Origin of the sequence: Klebsiella sp. C360, assembly GCF_048822415.1 — a bacterium.
In the GTDB taxonomy this organism is placed as follows: Bacteria; Pseudomonadota; Gammaproteobacteria; order Enterobacterales; family Enterobacteriaceae; genus Klebsiella; species Klebsiella quasipneumoniae.
In genome coordinates this window covers 121215-137755 of record NZ_JBMEZZ010000011.1, presented here as the reverse complement: position 1 = coordinate 137755, position 16541 = coordinate 121215, and the positions used below count along the sequence as shown (strand labels likewise).

The 16541-nt window shown below is 59.1% G+C and carries 15 protein-coding genes and 5 tRNA genes; 19 read left to right on the top strand and 1 reads right to left on the bottom strand.

Annotated features, from left to right (window positions below; translation table 11 throughout):
• The first annotated feature begins 311 nt into the window (after positions 1-311).
• The 19 genes from ACOI7D_RS22775 to ACOI7D_RS22685 all read left to right on the top strand — a co-directional run bounded on the left by ACOI7D_RS22775 (position 312) and on the right by ACOI7D_RS22685 (position 14781).
• Positions 312-1022 carry a metal ABC transporter ATP-binding protein gene (locus tag ACOI7D_RS22775; protein WP_072413489.1) on the top strand — a complete coding sequence of 237 codons (711 nt, stop codon included), beginning with the start codon at positions 312-314 and terminating at the stop codon, positions 1020-1022.
• Entirely contained in the window at positions 1019-1882 is an 864-nt protein-coding gene (locus ACOI7D_RS22770) for a metal ABC transporter permease (protein WP_023290767.1), read from the top strand. Before ACOI7D_RS22775 ends, ACOI7D_RS22770 begins: the two co-directional genes overlap by 4 nt.
• 7 nt (positions 1883-1889) lie before the next feature.
• A complete protein-coding gene (locus ACOI7D_RS22765) occupies positions 1890-2768 on the top strand; it encodes a metal ABC transporter substrate-binding protein (protein ID WP_032453816.1) in 879 nt (292 codons plus the stop codon).
• Positions 2769-2906: 138 nt separating this feature from the next.
• Positions 2907-3404, top strand: coding sequence for a nicotinamide-nucleotide amidase (pncC, locus tag ACOI7D_RS22760; RefSeq protein WP_109547017.1), 498 nt, complete (start codon positions 2907-2909; stop codon positions 3402-3404).
• 90 nt (positions 3405-3494) lie between these two features.
• Positions 3495-4553 (top strand): recombinase RecA, encoded by a 1059-nt coding sequence (gene recA, locus ACOI7D_RS22755; RefSeq protein WP_004205686.1) that lies wholly within the window; start codon positions 3495-3497, stop codon positions 4551-4553.
• 70 nt (positions 4554-4623) lie between these two features.
• Positions 4624-5124: a recombination regulator RecX gene (gene recX, locus ACOI7D_RS22750; RefSeq protein WP_023290764.1), complete on the top strand. Its 501-nt coding sequence runs from the start codon at positions 4624-4626 to the stop codon at positions 5122-5124.
• Between the two features lie 250 nt (positions 5125-5374).
• The gene (gene alaS / locus ACOI7D_RS22745; RefSeq protein ID WP_032453813.1) at positions 5375-8002 is read left to right on the top strand and encodes an alanine--tRNA ligase; all 2628 of its coding nucleotides are present in this window, start codon (positions 5375-5377) and stop codon (positions 8000-8002) included.
• 363 nt (positions 8003-8365) lie between these two features.
• A complete protein-coding gene (gene csrA, locus ACOI7D_RS22740; RefSeq protein WP_000906486.1) occupies positions 8366-8551 on the top strand; it encodes a carbon storage regulator CsrA in 186 nt (61 codons plus the stop codon).
• 321 nt (positions 8552-8872) lie between these two features.
• Positions 8873-8965, top strand: a tRNA-Ser gene (locus ACOI7D_RS22735).
• Positions 8966-8969: 4 nt separating this feature from the next.
• Positions 8970-9046: transfer RNA gene (locus ACOI7D_RS22730), tRNA-Arg, on the top strand.
• A 150-nt stretch (positions 9047-9196) separates the two neighbouring features.
• A tRNA-Arg gene (locus tag ACOI7D_RS22725) sits at positions 9197-9273 on the top strand.
• 188 nt (positions 9274-9461) lie between these two features.
• Positions 9462-9538: transfer RNA gene (locus tag ACOI7D_RS22720), tRNA-Arg, on the top strand.
• Between the two features lie 228 nt (positions 9539-9766).
• A tRNA-Arg gene (locus ACOI7D_RS22715) sits at positions 9767-9843 on the top strand.
• Between the two features lie 391 nt (positions 9844-10234).
• Positions 10235-10549: a BON domain-containing protein gene (locus ACOI7D_RS22710; protein WP_023290762.1), complete on the top strand. Its 315-nt coding sequence runs from the start codon at positions 10235-10237 to the stop codon at positions 10547-10549.
• A gap of 125 nt (positions 10550-10674) precedes the next feature.
• The gene (yqaB, locus tag ACOI7D_RS22705) at positions 10675-11241 is read left to right on the top strand and encodes a fructose-1-phosphate/6-phosphogluconate phosphatase (RefSeq protein ID WP_004205690.1); all 567 of its coding nucleotides are present in this window, start codon (positions 10675-10677) and stop codon (positions 11239-11241) included.
• Entirely contained in the window at positions 11238-11666 is a 429-nt protein-coding gene (locus ACOI7D_RS22700; RefSeq protein ID WP_023290761.1) for a YqaA family protein, read from the top strand. The genes yqaB and ACOI7D_RS22700 overlap by 4 nt, the downstream gene beginning before the upstream one ends.
• Positions 11667-11732: 66 nt before the next feature.
• Complete coding sequence (gene gshA / locus ACOI7D_RS22695; protein ID WP_023290760.1) at positions 11733-13289, top strand: glutamate--cysteine ligase; 1557 nt, start codon at positions 11733-11735, stop codon at positions 13287-13289.
• Positions 13290-13445: 156 nt separating this feature from the next.
• Positions 13446-13961, top strand: coding sequence for an S-ribosylhomocysteine lyase (luxS, locus tag ACOI7D_RS22690; RefSeq protein WP_023290759.1), 516 nt, complete (start codon positions 13446-13448; stop codon positions 13959-13961).
• A 52-nt stretch (positions 13962-14013) separates the two neighbouring features.
• Positions 14014-14781, top strand: coding sequence for an AraC family transcriptional regulator (locus ACOI7D_RS22685; protein WP_032456498.1), 768 nt, complete (start codon positions 14014-14016; stop codon positions 14779-14781).
• On the opposite strand, the gene leuA is transcribed toward ACOI7D_RS22685, so the two are convergent.
• Positions 14760-16436 (bottom strand): 2-isopropylmalate synthase, encoded by a 1677-nt coding sequence (leuA, locus tag ACOI7D_RS22680; protein ID WP_023290757.1) that lies wholly within the window; start codon positions 16434-16436, stop codon positions 14760-14762. The genes ACOI7D_RS22685 and leuA overlap by 22 nt on opposite strands.
• Positions 16437-16541 lie beyond the last annotated feature (105 nt).

Here is a 16541-nt window from a genome sequence, read left to right as displayed (position 1 = left end):
CTGACCGATCCCAGCCTCCCCGGATAGCGGCGCGTAGCGTCTTATCCGGGCTACGGTCTGTTATCCGGTTGGCAGCCCCGGTAAGCGCAGCGCGACCGGGGGACTTCTCGTTTATCCTCCTGCTTTTTCCCGTTTGCCTGCCGCTTGTCGACCTTTGTTACATTTCCGCTCACCGACGCTGATTTACAATCTTATTTCGCCTCTGTATTGTTATGTTATAACATTAAATGGGGGTGGGATATGTTCACATCGGTTTTTATGGCATCCGGCGCGGCGCGCCTGGCCATCGCGGGAACGCTGCTGGCGGCGCTATGGCTGGCGACCTGGTGGGCGGTGACGCTGCCATGATTGAACTGGAACAACTGGTAACCGGCTATGGCGGGGTGGCGATCACCCCTCCGCTGAGCGGGATGATATGCCCCGGCAGCCTGACGGCAATCGTTGGCCTCAATGGCTGCGGAAAATCGACCCTGCTGAAAACCCTCGCCGGGTTTCTTCCGCCGGTCAGTGGCTGTCTGCGCTGGCAGGGAAAGCGGCCGGTGATTGGCTGGCTGGCGCAGCGCCATGCCCTCGAGTCGCAGTTTCCTCTCAACGTGCAGGATGTGGTGAGCCAGGGCGCATGGCCCGGCGTGTCGCTGCTGCGCGGTCTGGGCGGCGATACCCGGCGACGCATCGGCGCGGCGCTGGAGCGGGTCGGGCTGGCGAGCCTGGCGAAAACCCCGATCGAAGCGCTCTCCGGCGGCCAGTTTCAGCGCATGCTGTTTGCCCGGGTGCTGGTGCAGCAGGCGCCGCTGGTGATGCTCGACGAGCCCTTCACTGGCATTGATGAAGCGACCAGTCGCGAACTGATGGATTTGATCCTCGACATGCACCGGCAGGGGCAGACCATCCTGGCGGTGCTGCATGATAACCAGCGGGTAGCCGACTTTTTCCCGGAGACGCTGCTGCTGACCCCCCGGCGCGCCTGCTGGGGCGCCACCCGGGCGGTTCTCCCGGCCTTCAGCCAGGCGAGGTCGGCATGATCTGGCACACCTTCTTTCAGCCTTTTATTGAATTCGGCTTTATGCGCCGGGCGCTGGTGGTCTGTCTGGCGCTGTCGCTAAGCACCACCATGCTGGGCGTCTTCCTGCTGCTGCGGCGCATGAGCCTGATGGGCGACGCGCTGTCGCACGCCATTCTCCCCGGCGTGGCGGTGGGCTATCTGCTGAGCGGCATGTCGCTGCTGGCCATGACCCTGGGCGGCTTTGTCGCCGGCATCGCGGTCGCGCTGGTGGCGGGATGGGTGAGCCGGCGGACGCCGTTAAAAGAGGACGCCAGCTTTGCCGGATTTTATCTGGGATCGCTGGCGCTGGGCGTCACCCTGGTGTCGCTGCGCGGCTCCAGCGTCGACCTGCTGCATCTGCTGTTTGGCTCCATTCTGGCGGTGGACCGTGACGCGGCGCTGTTTGTCAGCGGCGTCGCCAGCCTGACGCTGCTGTGCATCGCGCTGTGCTACCGCGGTCTGGTCAGCGAGGCGTTCGACAGCGCCTGGCTGCAGGTGAACCACCGCCGGCTGCCCGCGCTGCTGCATGGGCTTTTTCTGGCGCTGCTGGTGCTTAACCTGGTGGCGGGGTTTCAGGTGCTCGGCACGCTGATGGCGGTAGGGGTGATGATGCTGCCGGCGGTCGCCGCGCGCTGCTGGGCGCGAACGCTGCCGGGCATCCTGCTGCTGGCGGCGCTCTCCGGCGCGCTCTGCGCCTGGCTGGGTTTGAGTCTCTCCTGGGCGGCCAGTCTTCCCGCCGGGCCCGCCATCGTGCTGACCGCCAGCGCGCTGTTTTTTATTTCGCTGTTTTTTGGCACGCGCAGCCGACTGCTGGTCGGCTGGCGCAAATTGATGGGGTAAGGAAATGATGAAACGTAGTGCAATAGTGGTCGCGCTGGCCTTCGGCCTGATGGCGCAGGGGGCGATGGCGAAAACGCTGAATGTGGTAAGCAGTTTTTCGGTGCTGGGTGATATGGTGCAGCAGGTCGGCGGGGAGCATGTTCATGTGGATACCCTGGTCGGCCCGGATGGCGATCCGCACACCTTCGAGCCGTCGCCGAAGGACAGCGCGCTGCTCAGCAAGGCCGACGTGGTGGTGGTTAACGGTCTGGGACTGGAAGGGTGGCTGGATCGCCTGATTAAGGCCTCTGGTTTTAAGGGCGAGCTGGTGGTGGCGTCGAAGGGCGTCAAGACCCATACCCTCGATGAAGATGGAAAAACGGTGACCGATCCCCACGCCTGGAACAGCGCGGCGAACGGCGCGTTGTATGCGCAGAATATCCTCGATGGACTGGTGAAAGCCGACCCGGAAGATCAAGCGGCGCTGACGAACAGCGGCAAGCGTTATATCGAGCAACTGACGGCCCTCGACGGCTGGGCGAAAGGGCAGTTCAGCGCCATTCCGCAGGCAAAGCGCAAAGTTCTTACCAGCCATGACGCCTTCGGCTATTTTGGCCGCGCTTATCACGTGACCTTCCTCGCGCCGCAGGGGCTCTCTTCAGAGAGCGAGGCCAGCGCGGCGCAGGTGGCGGCGCTGATTAAGCAAATCAACGCGGACGGCGTCCATACCTGGTTTATGGAGAACCAGCTTGACCCGCGACTGGTGAAGCAGATCGCCAGCGCCACCGGCGCGCAGCCCGGCGGAGAACTCTATCCTGAGGCGCTCTCCGCCCCGGGTGGCGTCGCGGATAGCTATGTCAAAATGATGCGTCATAACGTGGCGCTGATCGCCGCCAGCATGAAGTAATCGTGCAATTTCTCATCCCGGCGCCGCCGGGATGATTCATTTTGGATGTCCCCTCGTAAATTCCACACCTCGTCCCCATATCTCTGTGGAAAGTGCTATCTTTGATGGCCTCTTTATCCGGAGCAAAGCGGGGCGATAATGACCGATTCAGAATTAATGCAGCTAAGCGAGAAGGTCGGCCGGGCGCTGAAGGCGCAGGGCGCGACGGTGACCACGGCGGAATCCTGCACCGGCGGCTGGATAGCGAAAGCCATCACCGATATTGCCGGCAGCTCAGCGTGGTTTGAACGCGGTTTTGTGACCTACAGCAACGAGGCCAAATCGCAAATGATCGGCGTCAGCGAAGCGACGCTGCGGGACAACGGCGCGGTGAGCGAACCGGTGGTGGTGGAGATGGCGATCGGCGCGTTGCGCGCCGCGCGCGCGCACTATGCCATCTCGGTAAGCGGCGTCGCCGGGCCGGATGGCGGCAGCGACGAAAAGCCGGTCGGGACGGTGTGGTTTGGCGTCGCCAGCGTCAGCGGGCAAGGGGTGACGCGGCGGGAATGCTTTGCCGGAGACCGCGAAGCGGTGCGTCGTCAGGCGACGGCCTACGCGCTCAATCTGCTCTGGCAACAATTTCTACAAAAGACTTGATACTGTATGACTATACAGTATAATTGCCTCAACTGAACAAATATTAACGGCGAAGCGAACAGGCTTCACCCTGCATGATTAGGAGTAACAATGGCGATCGACGAAAACAAACAGAAAGCGTTGGCGGCTGCACTGGGCCAGATCGAAAAGCAATTCGGTAAAGGCTCCATCATGCGCCTGGGTGAAGACCGTTCTATGGACGTAGAAACCATCTCCACCGGCTCGCTTTCTCTGGATATCGCGCTGGGCGCCGGCGGTCTGCCAATGGGCCGTATCGTCGAGATCTACGGGCCGGAATCCTCCGGTAAAACCACCCTGACGCTGCAGGTTATCGCCGCAGCGCAGCGCGAAGGTAAAACCTGTGCGTTCATCGATGCGGAACACGCGCTGGATCCGGTCTATGCGCGCAAACTGGGCGTGGATATCGACAACCTGCTGTGTTCTCAGCCGGATACCGGCGAGCAGGCGCTGGAAATCTGTGACGCGCTGGCGCGCTCTGGCGCGGTTGACGTTATCGTCGTCGACTCCGTCGCGGCGCTGACGCCGAAAGCGGAAATCGAAGGCGAAATCGGCGACTCTCACATGGGCCTCGCGGCGCGTATGATGAGCCAGGCGATGCGTAAACTGGCGGGTAACCTGAAGCAGTCCAACACGCTGCTGATCTTTATCAACCAGATCCGTATGAAAATCGGCGTGATGTTCGGTAACCCGGAAACCACCACCGGCGGTAACGCGCTGAAGTTCTATGCCTCCGTGCGTCTGGATATCCGTCGCATCGGCGCGGTGAAAGAGGGCGATAACGTCGTCGGCAGCGAAACCCGCGTCAAAGTAGTGAAGAACAAGATTGCGGCGCCGTTCAAACAGGCTGAATTCCAGATCCTCTACGGCGAAGGCATCAACTTCTTCGGCGAGCTGGTTGACCTCGGCGTGAAAGAGAAGCTGATTGAGAAAGCGGGCGCCTGGTACAGCTACAACGGCGACAAAATTGGTCAGGGTAAAGCGAACGCTATCACCTGGCTGAAAGAGAACCCGGCGGCGGCGAAAGAGATTGAGAAGAAAGTGCGCGAACTGCTGCTCAACAACCAGGACTCTACGCCGGACTTCGCCGTTGACGGCAACGACGCAGAAGAAACGGAACAAGATTTCTGATATCGTCTAACAGAGTGATAAAGGGCTGCTTATGCGGCCCTTTTGCTTTTCTTAGATTATTGAGGTGCCTGTGACTGAACCTTCATCACGCCGATCCGGCTATGCTCGTCTGCTGGACCGCGCTATCCGTATCCTGGCGATGCGCGACCACAGCGAACAGGAGCTGCGGCGCAAACTGGCCGCTCCGGTGATGAGCAAAAACGGCCCCGAGGCGCTGGACGTCACCCCTGAAGAGCTGGAGCAGGTGGTGGCCTGGTGTATCGAAAACCGCTATCTCGACGATAATCGTTTTGTCGGCCAGTTCATCGCCAGCCGGAGCCGCAAAGGCTATGGCCCCGCGCGCATTCGTCAGGAGCTCAGCCAGAAAGGCATTGCGCGCCAGGCCGTTGAACAGGCGATGCGCGAATGCGATATCGACTGGGTGAGCCTTGCCAGGGCGCAGGCGCAGCGTAAATACGGTGAACCGTTACCATCCGCCTTTACTGAAAAAGTGAAAATCCAGCGATTCCTGCTGTACCGTGGCTACCTGATGGAAGATATCCAGGAAATCTGGCGAAATTTTGCAGATTGACCCATCCGGGATTTTACTTCGCCGTAAAGAAAACTTATCTTATTCCCACTTTATTCCGTCGGGCCGCTGGTTGTGACAGTGCAGGCAGCGTCCTGGGCGATTATTCCTTTACACAAAATCATTCAAGCTGCATCAGGGCGGCAAGAGAGACTATCTTCCGCAGCGCACGTCAGTTCGGTGCCGGAAGAGCAAGCGCAGCCAGGACAGAGGCGACTTGAAGGATGACGTGTAGCTTGATTTCAGGATAATTATGAGCAAGAGCACCGCTGAGATCCGTCAGGCGTTTCTCGACTTTTTCCATAGCAAGGGACATCAGGTAGTTGCCAGCAGCTCCCTGGTGCCGCACAACGATCCGACCCTGCTGTTTACCAACGCAGGGATGAACCAGTTCAAGGATGTTTTCCTTGGTCTCGACAAACGTAATTATTCGCGTGCGACCACCGCGCAGCGTTGCGTGCGTGCGGGTGGTAAACACAACGATCTGGAAAACGTCGGTTACACCGCGCGTCACCACACCTTCTTTGAAATGCTGGGCAACTTTAGCTTCGGCGACTACTTCAAGCAGGATGCCATCAAATACGCGTGGGAACTGCTGACCGGTGAGAACTGGTTCGCGCTGCCGAAAGAGAAGCTGTGGGTCACCGTTTACGAGACCGATGACGAAGCATTCGACATCTGGGCCAATGAAGTTGGCGTCCCGCGCGAGCGAATCATCCGCATCGGCGACAACAAAGGCGCGCCGTTTGCTTCAGACAACTTCTGGCAGATGGGCGACACAGGTCCGTGCGGCCCGTGCACCGAAATCTTCTTTGACCACGGCGATCACATCTGGGGCGGCCCTCCGGGAAGCCCGGAAGAAGACGGCGACCGCTACATTGAGATCTGGAACATCGTCTTCATGCAGTTCAACCGTCAGGCTGACGGCACCATGGAGCCGCTGCCGAAGCCGTCCGTCGACACCGGTATGGGCCTGGAGCGTATTGCCGCGGTGCTGCAGCACGTTAACTCCAACTATGACATCGACCTGTTCCGCGATCTGATCGCCAGCGTGGCGAAAGTCACCGGCGCCACCGATCTGACGAACAAGTCGCTGCGCGTTATCGCCGACCACATTCGCTCCTGCGCCTTCCTGATCGCTGACGGCGTTATCCCGTCGAATGAAAACCGCGGCTACGTGCTGCGTCGCATCATTCGCCGCGCGATCCGTCACGGCAACATGCTGGGCGCGAAGGACACCTTCTTCTGGAAACTGGTTGCCCCGCTGATTGCCGTGATGGGCTCCGCCGGCGAAGAGCTGAAGCAGCAGCAGGCTCAGGTTGAGCAGGTGCTGAAAACCGAAGAAGAGCAGTTCGCCCGTACTCTGGAGCGCGGACTGGCGCTGCTGGATGAAGAGCTGTCGAAGCTGAAAGGCGACACCCTGGATGGCGAAACCGCCTTCCGTCTGTACGACACCTACGGCTTCCCGGTCGACCTGACCGCGGACGTCTGCCGCGAGCGCAACATCAAGGTTGACGAAGCCGGCTTTGAGGCCGCCATGGAAGAGCAGCGCCGCCGCGCGCGCGAGTCCAGCGGTTTCGGCGCGGACTACAACGCGATGATCCGCGTTGACGGCGCCTCTGAATTTAAAGGTTACGATCGTCTGGAGCTGAACGGCAAAGTGACGGCGCTGTTTATCGACGGCAAAGCGGTGGATAGCGTCAGCGCGGGTCAGGAAGCCGTGGTGATCCTCGACCAGACCCCGTTCTATGCGGAGTCCGGCGGCCAGGTGGGCGATAAAGGCGAACTGAAAGGCGCGGGCTTCTCCTTCGCGGTCAGCGACACGCAGAAGTACGGCCAGGCCATTGGTCATATCGGTAAAGTCGCCAGCGGCTCCCTGAAAGTGGGCGACGCGGTGCAGGCCGATGTGGACGAGGCTCGCCGTCAGCGTATCCGTCTGAACCACTCCGCGACGCACCTGATGCACGCGGCGCTGCGCCAGGTGCTCGGCACCCATGTGGCGCAGAAAGGCTCGCTGGTCAACGATAAAGCGCTGCGCTTTGACTTCTCGCATTTCGAAGCGATGAAGCCGGAAGAGATTCGTGCAGTGGAAGATCTGGTCAACGCGCAGATCCGTCGTAACCTGGCTATCGAAACCAACATTATGGATATCGATGCCGCGCGCGCATCCGGCGCCATGGCGCTGTTCGGCGAGAAATACGATGACCGCGTCCGCGTGCTGCAGATGGGCGACTTCTCCACTGAACTGTGCGGCGGGACTCACGCGGCGCGTACCGGTGATATCGGCCTGTTCCGCATCACGTCTGAGTCCGGTACCGCCGCTGGCGTGCGCCGTATCGAAGCGGTGACCGGTGAGGGCGCGATAGCCATGCTGCACGCGCAGAGCGATCAGCTCAGCGATATCGCACAGCTGCTGAAGGGCGACAGCCACAATCTCGGCGAGAAAGTTCGCGCCGCGCTGGAGCGTACCCGACAGCTGGAAAAAGAGCTGCAGCAGCTGAAAGAGCAGGCTGCGGCGCAGGAGAGCGCAAACCTCTCCAGCAAAGCGGAAGAGATTAACGGCGTTAAGCTGCTGGTCAGCGAACTGGCCGGCGTGGAGCCGAAGATGCTGCGTACCATGGTTGACGACCTGAAGAACCAGCTGGGTTCGACGGTTGTGGTGTTGGCTACGGTCGCAGACGGTAAAGTTTCCCTGATTGCCGGTGTGTCTAAGGATGTGACAGATCGCGTGAAGGCTGGGGAGCTGGTTGGTATGGTCGCTCAGCAGGTGGGCGGTAAAGGGGGCGGTCGTCCGGATATGGCGCAGGCCGGTGGTACCGATGCGTCTGCTCTCCCTGCAGCGTTAGCCAGTGTGAAAGGCTGGGTCAGCGCAAAACTGTAATAACTATAAGCGCATATACCCTAAATAATTCGAGTTGCAGGAAGGCGGCGACGCAGCGAATCCCCGGGAGCTTACTCAAGTAAGTGACTGGGGGGAGCGAGGAAAGCCAACACACATGCAACCTGAAGTATGACGGGTATAGGTGCCGTAACCTCAGGGAAATGGCACCTTGCGCGAGAAACACCGATAACGATAAAGTCGGGTTGAAATTGTGTATATCGGCTAAACTTAGGTTTAACAGAATGTGATGCCATGACTGCTTATACCGCAAGGTATTTGTCATCGCTTACTTTTTGGCGTTATATGATGGATAATGCCGGGATACGAGAGACCCGACTCTTTTAATCTTTCAAGGAGCAAAGAATGCTGATTCTGACTCGTCGAGTTGGTGAGACCCTCATGATTGGAGATGAGGTCACTGTGACAGTTTTAGGGGTGAAGGGTAACCAGGTTCGTATTGGCGTAAACGCCCCTAAAGAAGTATCTGTTCACCGTGAAGAGATCTACCAGCGTATTCAGGCTGAAAAATCCCAGCAGTCCAGTTACTAAGGTTTCCGCGCCTCGCTGTTCAGTGAGGCGCATCACTTACCGTCGCTTTTTCCCTTTTTCTGTTTTTTCCCCTGCGCCATACCGCTTTTCATCACCCTTTGCTGCTTTGGTCGTTTGGCGTTATGCCTGCGTCAGGGCTGATTTCCTGTTGATAAATTGCCCTTTTTGCCGTTTTTGCACGCGAATTGCGTGCGAAGTGTGCAAACGAAAAAAGGTCTCGAAAAAGTGTTTGACTTATAAGTACCAGAAAGTAATATGTGCGCCATCGCAGCGACGAAGAGCAGAAACAAGTTCTTCGAAGCACTCGAAAGAGGCGTGTGTGGTGAGGTGGCCGAGAGGCTGAAGGCGCTCCCCTGCTAAGGGAGTATGCGGTCAAAAGCTGCATCCGGGGTTCGAATCCCCGCCTCACCGCCATTTTGCATCCGTAGCTCAGCTGGATAGAGTACTCGGCTACGAACCGAGCGGTCGGAGGTTCGAATCCTCCCGGATGCACCATCTTCTTTCTGAATGAAGAGAGAAGAGCGCTGTGAAAGCAGCGGCCCGCAGTGCGAGGCATAATCGAGTCACTCTACCGATTAAGCCGTCATACTCAGTGTGGCATGTGTTAGTTGTGACACTGACGCGTAGTAAAGCAAGTTTCCCGATGCATCCGTAGCTCAGCTGGATAGAGTACTCGGCTACGAACCGAGCGGTCGGAGGTTCGAATCCTCCCGGATGCACCATATTATCCTTAGTAACAGCAATATCGTTGTTACATGGTCTGCGAAATTTTCGCCAGCACCAGGGAGGATAACGTTGCGTAAGCAACGGCCCGTAGGGCGAGGCGTAGACGAGTCATCCTCCCGGATGCACCATTCTTGCCTGATTCTGATTATTCAGATGAATTCTGTAGTAAACTAGTTATTCTGATGCATCCGTAGCTCAGCTGGATAGAGTACTCGGCTACGAACCGAGCGGTCGGAGGTTCGAATCCTCCCGGATGCACCATATTCTCCTTAGCAACAGCGAAAACGTTGTTTCATGGTCTGCGAATTTATCGTCAGTACCAGGGAGGATAACGTTGCGTAAGCAACGGCCCGAAGGGCGAGGCGCAGCCGAGTCATCCTCCCGGATGCACCATATTCTCCTTAACAACAGCGAAAATGTTGTTTCATGGTCTGCGAAATTATCGTCAGCGCCAGGAGAGTAACCCCGCAGTACAATCGCTTTCCCGATGCATCCGTAGCTCAGCTGGATAGAGTACTCGGCTACGAACCGAGCGGTCGGAGGTTCGAATCCTCCCGGATGCACCATATTCTCCTTAGCAACAGCGAAAATGTTGTTTCATGGTCTGCGAAATTATCGCCAGCACCAGGGAGGATAACGTTGCGTAAGCAACGGCCCGAAGGGCGAGGCGCAGCCGAGTCATCCTCCCGGATGCACCATATTCTCCTTAGCAACAGCCTTCTCCTTAGTAACAGCGAAAATGTTGTTTCATGGTCTGCGAAATTATCGCCAGCACCAGGGCGGATAACGTTGCGTAAGCAACGGCACCCTCTTCACGCTTCCCTCGCCATCCCGATAACCGCGTTTTCCATCCCTGTTTCATCCTGACTTTTTTTATTGGCAAGCCGCGCTTTCCACTATAATTTATCCTTGTATATCAGCGTTATCAGGCTGAGATAAATGCAAGGAGAGAAATCCATGAAATGGTTCAAAGCAATACCTGCTTTTTGCGCGACGCTGCTGGTGGCGACGGTCCTCGCTGGCTGTGCCGGTTCGTCCACCAAAGAAAGTACCGGCGGTTACATTGACGATACCGTGGTGACCACTAAGGTGAAAACGGCGCTCTTTAACGATAAAGATATCAAGTCCTCTGAAATCAGCGTCCAGACCTTTAAAGGCCGCGTCCAGCTGAGCGGATTTGTCTCCTCCGCGGAAAGCGCTAAACGGGCGGTGGAAGTCACCCGTCGGGTGCAGGGTGTGCGAATGGTCGAAAACGATCTGCGTATTAAATAAGGCCGGCTATCCGGTCTGATGCCTGAAGGCGCCTGTGGGCGCCTTTGTCGTCTGCGCCGCTGGCCGCGACAACGACCGGCTTTTGCGTTACAGTAACCATTCATTAACCGGTTGGTGAGAAGACGATGTACGAAGGTTACGCAGGACTGATCTTTGATATGGATGGCACCATCCTCGATACCGAGCCGACCCACCGTCAGGCATGGAACGAGGTGCTGGGCCGCTACGGTATGCGTTTCGACGAACAGGCGATGGTCGCCCTCAATGGCTCACCGACCTGGCGGATTGCCCAGGCGATTATTGAACTCAACCAGGCGGATCTCGATCCACATCGCCTGGCGCAGGAAAAAACCCTGGCCGTTAAGGCGATGCTGCTGGATAGCGTACGCCCATTGCCGCTGATCGAGGTGGTCAAAGCGTGGCACGGCCGTCGCCCGATGTCGGTCGGCACCGGTAGTGAAAGCGCCGTCGCCGAAGCGCTGCTGGCGCACTTGGGCCTGCGTCATTACTTCTCCGCGGTGGTGGCGGCCGATCATGTGGTCAACCATAAACCCGCGCCCGATACCTTCCTGCTGTGCGCCGAGCGCATGGGCGTCGCGCCGGAAAAATGCGTGGTCTTCGAAGATGCCGACTTTGGTCTGCAGGCGGCGAAGCGCGCGGGAATGGACGCTGTAGACGTGCGTTTGCTGTGAGCGACGCGCTGTCACTCCTCTCGCTGTTTGCCAGTAGCTTTTTAAGCGCCACGCTGCTTCCCGGCAATTCGGAGGTTGTGCTGGTTGCGATGCTTCTTACGGGGGTTAGTCATCCGTGGTGGTTAGTATTAATAGCAACAATCGGCAATAGCCTTGGAGGGGTAACTAACGTTATTCTGGGGCGCCTGTTTCCGCTGCGTAAAACCTCGCGCTGGCAGGAGCGGGCGGCCGGCTGGCTTAAGCGCTACGGCGCGGTGACGCTGTTGCTAAGCTGGGCGCCGGTTGTCGGCGATTTACTGTGTTTGCTGGCGGGATGGATGCGCATTTCCTGGGGACCGGTACTCTTTTTCTTATGCCTTGGAAAGGCGCTGCGCTATATCGTCATTGCGGCAGCGACGCTTCAGGGCATGACGTGGTGGCACTAATTGGACTGATAGTTCATCCATTACAATTATGCTTATTCAAACGATTTCGACAGGCGGGAGGTCAAATTGATCCCGGACGTATCACAGGCGCTGGCCTGGCTGGAAAAACATCCGCAGGCCCTGCAGGGTATTCAACGTGGTCTGGAGCGGGAGACGCTGCGCGTGAACGCAGACGGTACGCTGGCGACGACCGGTCACCCTCTGGCGTTAGGCTCAGCGCTGACGCATAAATGGATTACCACCGATTTTGCCGAAGCTTTACTCGAGTTTATTACGCCGGTGGACGGCGATATTGAGCATATGCTGACCTTTATGCGCGATGTCCATCGCTATACCGCGCGTCAGCTTGGTGACGAGCGGATGTGGCCGCTGAGCATGCCTTGCTATATCGCCCCCGGTCAGGATATTGAGCTGGCGCAGTACGGCACCTCTAACGTGGGACGCCTGAAAACGCTGTATCGCGAGGGGCTGAAGAACCGCTACGGCGCGCTGATGCAGACTATCTCCGGCGTGCACTATAACTTCTCGCTGCCGATGACGTTCTGGCAGGCGAAGTGCGGTGTGGAAGACGCAGAAAGCGGGAAAGAGGCCATTTCGGCAGGCTATTTCCGCACGATTCGTAACTACTATCGCTTTGGCTGGGTGATCCCGTATCTGTTCGGCGCCTCGCCGGCGATTTGCTCTTCATTCCTGCAAGGAAAGCCGACGTCGCTGCCCTTTGAGGAGACGGGCAACGGCATGTACTACCTGCCGTACGCCACCTCGCTGCGCCTCAGCGACCTCGGTTATACCAATAAGTCGCAAAGCAATCTCGGAATTACGTTTAACGATCTGCACGAGTATGTGGCAGGATTGAAGCGCGCGATTAAAACGCCGTCGGAAGAGTACGCCAAAATCGGGCTGGAAAAAGACGGTAAGTATCTGCAGATCAACAGCAATATCCTGCAGATTGAAAACGAACTCTATGCGCCGATCCGCCCGAAACGCGTCACCCGCCGGGGCGAAACCCCGTCCGATGCGCTGCTGCGCGGCGGCATTGAGTACATTGAAGTGCGTTCGCTGGATATCAACCCGTTCTCGCCGATCGGCGTTGACGCCCAGCAGGTGCGTTTCCTCGATCTGTTTATGGTTTGGTGCGCGCTGGCCGACGCGCCGGAGATGAGCAGCGATGAGCTGCTGTGCACCCGCACCAACTGGAATCGGGTGATTCTGGAAGGCCGTAAGCCGGGCTTAACGTTGGGCATCGGCTGCGAAAGCGCGCAGTTCCCGCTGGCGCAGGTAGGTAAAGATCTGTTCCGCGATTTACGCCGCGTGGCGCAGACGCTGGATAGCATTCACGGCGGCGAGGCCTATCAACAGGTCTGCGATGAGCTGCTGGCCTGTTTTGACGATCCGGAATTAACCTTCTCAGCCCGCATTCTGCGTTCTATGATTGAAGAAGGGATTGGCGGAACCGGCCGTGCGCTGGCCGATCGTTACCGGACCCAGCTGCGTGAAGAGCCGCTGGAGATCCTGAGCGAAGAAGATTTCATCGCCGAGCGCGACGCGTCGGTGGCGCGACAGAAGAAAGTAGAAGCGGAAGACAGCGAGCCGTTTGAGGCGCTGTTGGCGCGGCACGCGTAGCGCTGGAAAAGAAAAAGGCCACATCACTGTGGCCAAACTTTCATCTCTGATTCAGGGATGATGATGATAATAAATGCGCGTCTTTCATATACTGAGACTCGCGGCTGAACAAAGAGTTCATTTTATTTTAAAAAAATTCACTCCCGGAGGTGACGAATGCCGTTGTTAGATAGTTTCACAGTCGACCATACCCGAATGGAAGCCCCAGCGGTGCGTGTCGCGAAGAAAATGAACACGCCGCATGGCGATGAAATCACCGTATTCGATCTGCGCTTCTGCGTGCCGAACCAGGAAGTGATGCCGGAGCGCGGTATCCACACCCTGGAGCACCTGTTCGCCGGCTTTATGCGCGATCACCTGAACGGGAATGGCGTGGAAATTATCGACATTTCGCCGATGGGCTGCCGCACCGGGTTCTATATGAGCCTGATTGGTACGCCGGACGAGCAGCGCGTCGCCGACGCCTGGAAAGCGGCGATGGCCGACGTGCTGAAGGTGCAAGATCAGAACCAGATCCCGGAGCTGAACGTCTACCAGTGCGGGACCTATACCATGCACTCGCTGGAAGAGGCGCAGGAGATCGCTCGTCATATCATTGAGCGCGATGTGCGCATCAACAGCAACGACGAACTGGCGTTGCCGAAAGAAAAACTGCAGGAACTGCACATCTAGTGCTTCCGCCGCGGCCCGACGCCTGTCGCCGGGCCGCTCTCCCGACGCCGCCATGACGACCACCACCACCTTCTCCTTTCAGCACCGCCCGCTGGTGCCCTTTGCCCATGATTACGCTCACGGTGACCAGGAAGACTGGCATCAGCATGACTGCGCCCAGCTGCTGCATATTTTAAGCGGCGTGGTGCGGGTGGCGACGCCGGCAGGCTACTGGGTGGTGCCGCCCGGGCGCGGCGTCTGGCTGCCGGCGGGAACGCCCCACGCGCTGCGCATGACCGGCAACGTCGCGGCGCGCACGTTGTTTATCGATCCGCTGGCGCGCGCCGATCTTCCGGCGGGCTGCCAGATCGTACAGATCACGCCGCTGCTGCGGGAACTGATCGTCTCTTCCCTGGCGCTGGCAGAGCGCTATGCCCCCGCCAGCCGCGACGAACGGATTTATGAGCTGATCCTCGATGAGATCCGCGGGATGGCGATCCTGCCGTTTGGCCTGCCGGAGCCGCAAAGCGAAACGCTGCGCCGGCTGTGCCAGCAGGTGCGCGAGGCGCCGGGCGACGTCTGGAGCAGCAGCCAGGCGGCGAAGGCCTGCAGCATGAGCGAGCGAACTCTGAACCGCCATTTTCAGCAGCAGACGAGCCTGACGTGGCGCGAGTGGGTGCGCCGGGCGAAGCTAATGGAAGCGTTGATTCGCCTGGCGCAAGGCCACTCCGTCCTGCGGGTGGCGCTGGAGCTGGGCTACGGCAGCCACAGCGCCTTCAGCGCCATGTTTCGTCGGGTGATGGGCGTCGCCCCCAGCGACTATTTTCGTCCGCCGGCCTGATCGGCGGCGCTGAGCGCATTGCACAGCGCCTGCAGCGAGGCGCGCGCCACGTCATTATCGATACCCACGCCCCAGTAGCTCTCTCCTTGCGGAAAAACGCAGCGGATATAGGCCACCGACCGGCTGTCGCTGCGCGCGCCGAGGGTATGCTCATGATAGTCCTTGATCATAAACGGCTGCCGAAACAGCGCGCTGAGGCCGCTGGCGGCGGCGGAGAGCAGGCCGTTGCCCTGGCCCTGCAGGCGTCGGGTTTCGCCGTGGTGACGCAGCGTCGCCTGCAGGGACAGCTGGCCATCCTGCTGGCTGGCGCTCTGATAATCGACCAGCGTCAGCGCAGGCTGCGCCTGCAGCCCGTAGCGCGTGCGGAACAGCTGCCACAGCGCATGGTGGGTCATCTCTTTGCCGTCGCTATCGGTGGCCTGCTGAACGTGCTGGCTGAAGTCCTGCTGCAGCCCGCGGGGCAGCTTCAGACCATGATTTTGTTCGATAAGCCAGGCGCTGCCGCTTTTCCCCGACTGGCTGTTGACGCGGATCACCGCCTCATAGCTGCAGCCAATATCCTGCGGGTCAATGGGCAGGTAGGGCATCCGCCATGGGTCGCCAGGCTGACGGGCATCAAACCCTTTTTTGATCGCATCCTGATGGGAACCGGAGAAGGCAGTATAGGCCAGACTTCCCGCCCACGGGTGGCGCGGGTGCACGGGGATCTGATTGCAGTTTTCCACCACTTCCACCACCCGGTTCATCTGCTCGAAGCGAAGCTCAGGGTCGACGCCCTGGCTGTAGAGGTTCATCGCCAGCGTCACCAGGCAGACGTTGCCGGTGCGTTCGCCGTTGCCGAACAGGCAGCCTTCCACCCGGTCGGCGCCGGCCATCACCGCCAGCTCGGCGCTGGCGACGCCGGTACCGCGGTCATTGTGAGGATGCACGCTGATGCAGACCTCGCCGCGGCGGGAGAAGTGGCGGCAAAAGTACTCGATCTGATCGGCATAGACGTTGGGGGTGTTGACCTCCACCGTCGCCGGCAGATTGACGATCATCGGTCGCTCGGCGCAGGGCTGCCAGACGTCCGCCACCGCTTCGCAAATCTCGAGCGCAAACTCCGGTTCGGTGAAGCAGAAGGTTTCAGGCGAATATTCATATTGCCAGCGGGTCTCCGGCTGTTGTTCACACTGCTGGCGGATAAGCCGGGTGGCGCGGGTCGCGAGGGCGATCACCTCGGCCTTGTCCATACCGAAAACCAGTTCGCGGAACAGCGGCGCGGTGGCGTTGTAGAGGTGGACGGTAGCCCGGCGGGCGCCGCGCAGCGCTTCAAAGGTGCGCAGGATCAGCGGGTCCCGCGCCTGGGTCAGCACCTGGATGGTGACCTCCTCCGGGATGCGCTGTTCGTCAATCAGCTGGCGGACAAAGTTGAAATCGGTTTGCGAGGCGGAAGGGAAGGCGACCTCAATCTCTTTAAAGCCGCACTCCAGCAGCAGATCCCAGAACTGCAGTTTGCGGGCGCTGTCCATGGGCTCCGCCAGCGCCTGGTTGCCGTCGCGCAGGTCGGTCGACAGCCAGCGCGGGGCGTGGCTGATTTGCCGGTCCGGCCAGCGGCGGTCGGGCAGGGTAATCGGCGGATAGGGACGGTACTTTTCAGCAGGATGGCTCAGCATAGTGTTCTCCTTAATAGTCAGCCTCTATCCTGCCCGAGCGCCGGCTGGCGGGCTTTCGCAAACGAGACAGAAACTAGCGAGAACTGGACAACCTGACGCCGTAAA

What these genes read in the sequence shown, in the direction of transcription:
- ACOI7D_RS22685 (WP_032456498.1), top strand. Translation starts at nt 14,014, where the DNA reads ATGACGACCACCACCACCTTCTCCTTTCAGCACCGCCCGCTGGTGCCC.
- ACOI7D_RS22770 (WP_023290767.1), top strand. Translation starts at nt 1,019, where the DNA reads ATGATCTGGCACACCTTCTTTCAGCCTTTTATTGAATTCGGCTTTATG.
- csrA (WP_000906486.1), top strand. Translation starts at nt 8,366, where the DNA reads ATGCTGATTCTGACTCGTCGAGTTGGTGAGACCCTCATGATTGGAGAT.
- alaS (WP_032453813.1), top strand. Translation starts at nt 5,375, where the DNA reads ATGAGCAAGAGCACCGCTGAGATCCGTCAGGCGTTTCTCGACTTTTTC.
- ACOI7D_RS22710 (WP_023290762.1), top strand. Translation starts at nt 10,235, where the DNA reads ATGAAATGGTTCAAAGCAATACCTGCTTTTTGCGCGACGCTGCTGGTG.
- recA (WP_004205686.1), top strand. Translation starts at nt 3,495, where the DNA reads ATGGCGATCGACGAAAACAAACAGAAAGCGTTGGCGGCTGCACTGGGC.
- pncC (WP_109547017.1), top strand. Translation starts at nt 2,907, where the DNA reads ATGACCGATTCAGAATTAATGCAGCTAAGCGAGAAGGTCGGCCGGGCG.
- luxS (WP_023290759.1), top strand. Translation starts at nt 13,446, where the DNA reads ATGCCGTTGTTAGATAGTTTCACAGTCGACCATACCCGAATGGAAGCC.
- yqaB (WP_004205690.1), top strand. Translation starts at nt 10,675, where the DNA reads ATGTACGAAGGTTACGCAGGACTGATCTTTGATATGGATGGCACCATC.
- leuA (WP_023290757.1), bottom strand. Translation starts at nt 16,436, where the DNA reads ATGCTGAGCCATCCTGCTGAAAAGTACCGTCCCTATCCGCCGATTACC.
- ACOI7D_RS22775 (WP_072413489.1), top strand. Translation starts at nt 312, where the DNA reads ATGGCTGGCGACCTGGTGGGCGGTGACGCTGCCATGATTGAACTGGAA.
- ACOI7D_RS22765 (WP_032453816.1), top strand. Translation starts at nt 1,890, where the DNA reads ATGAAACGTAGTGCAATAGTGGTCGCGCTGGCCTTCGGCCTGATGGCG.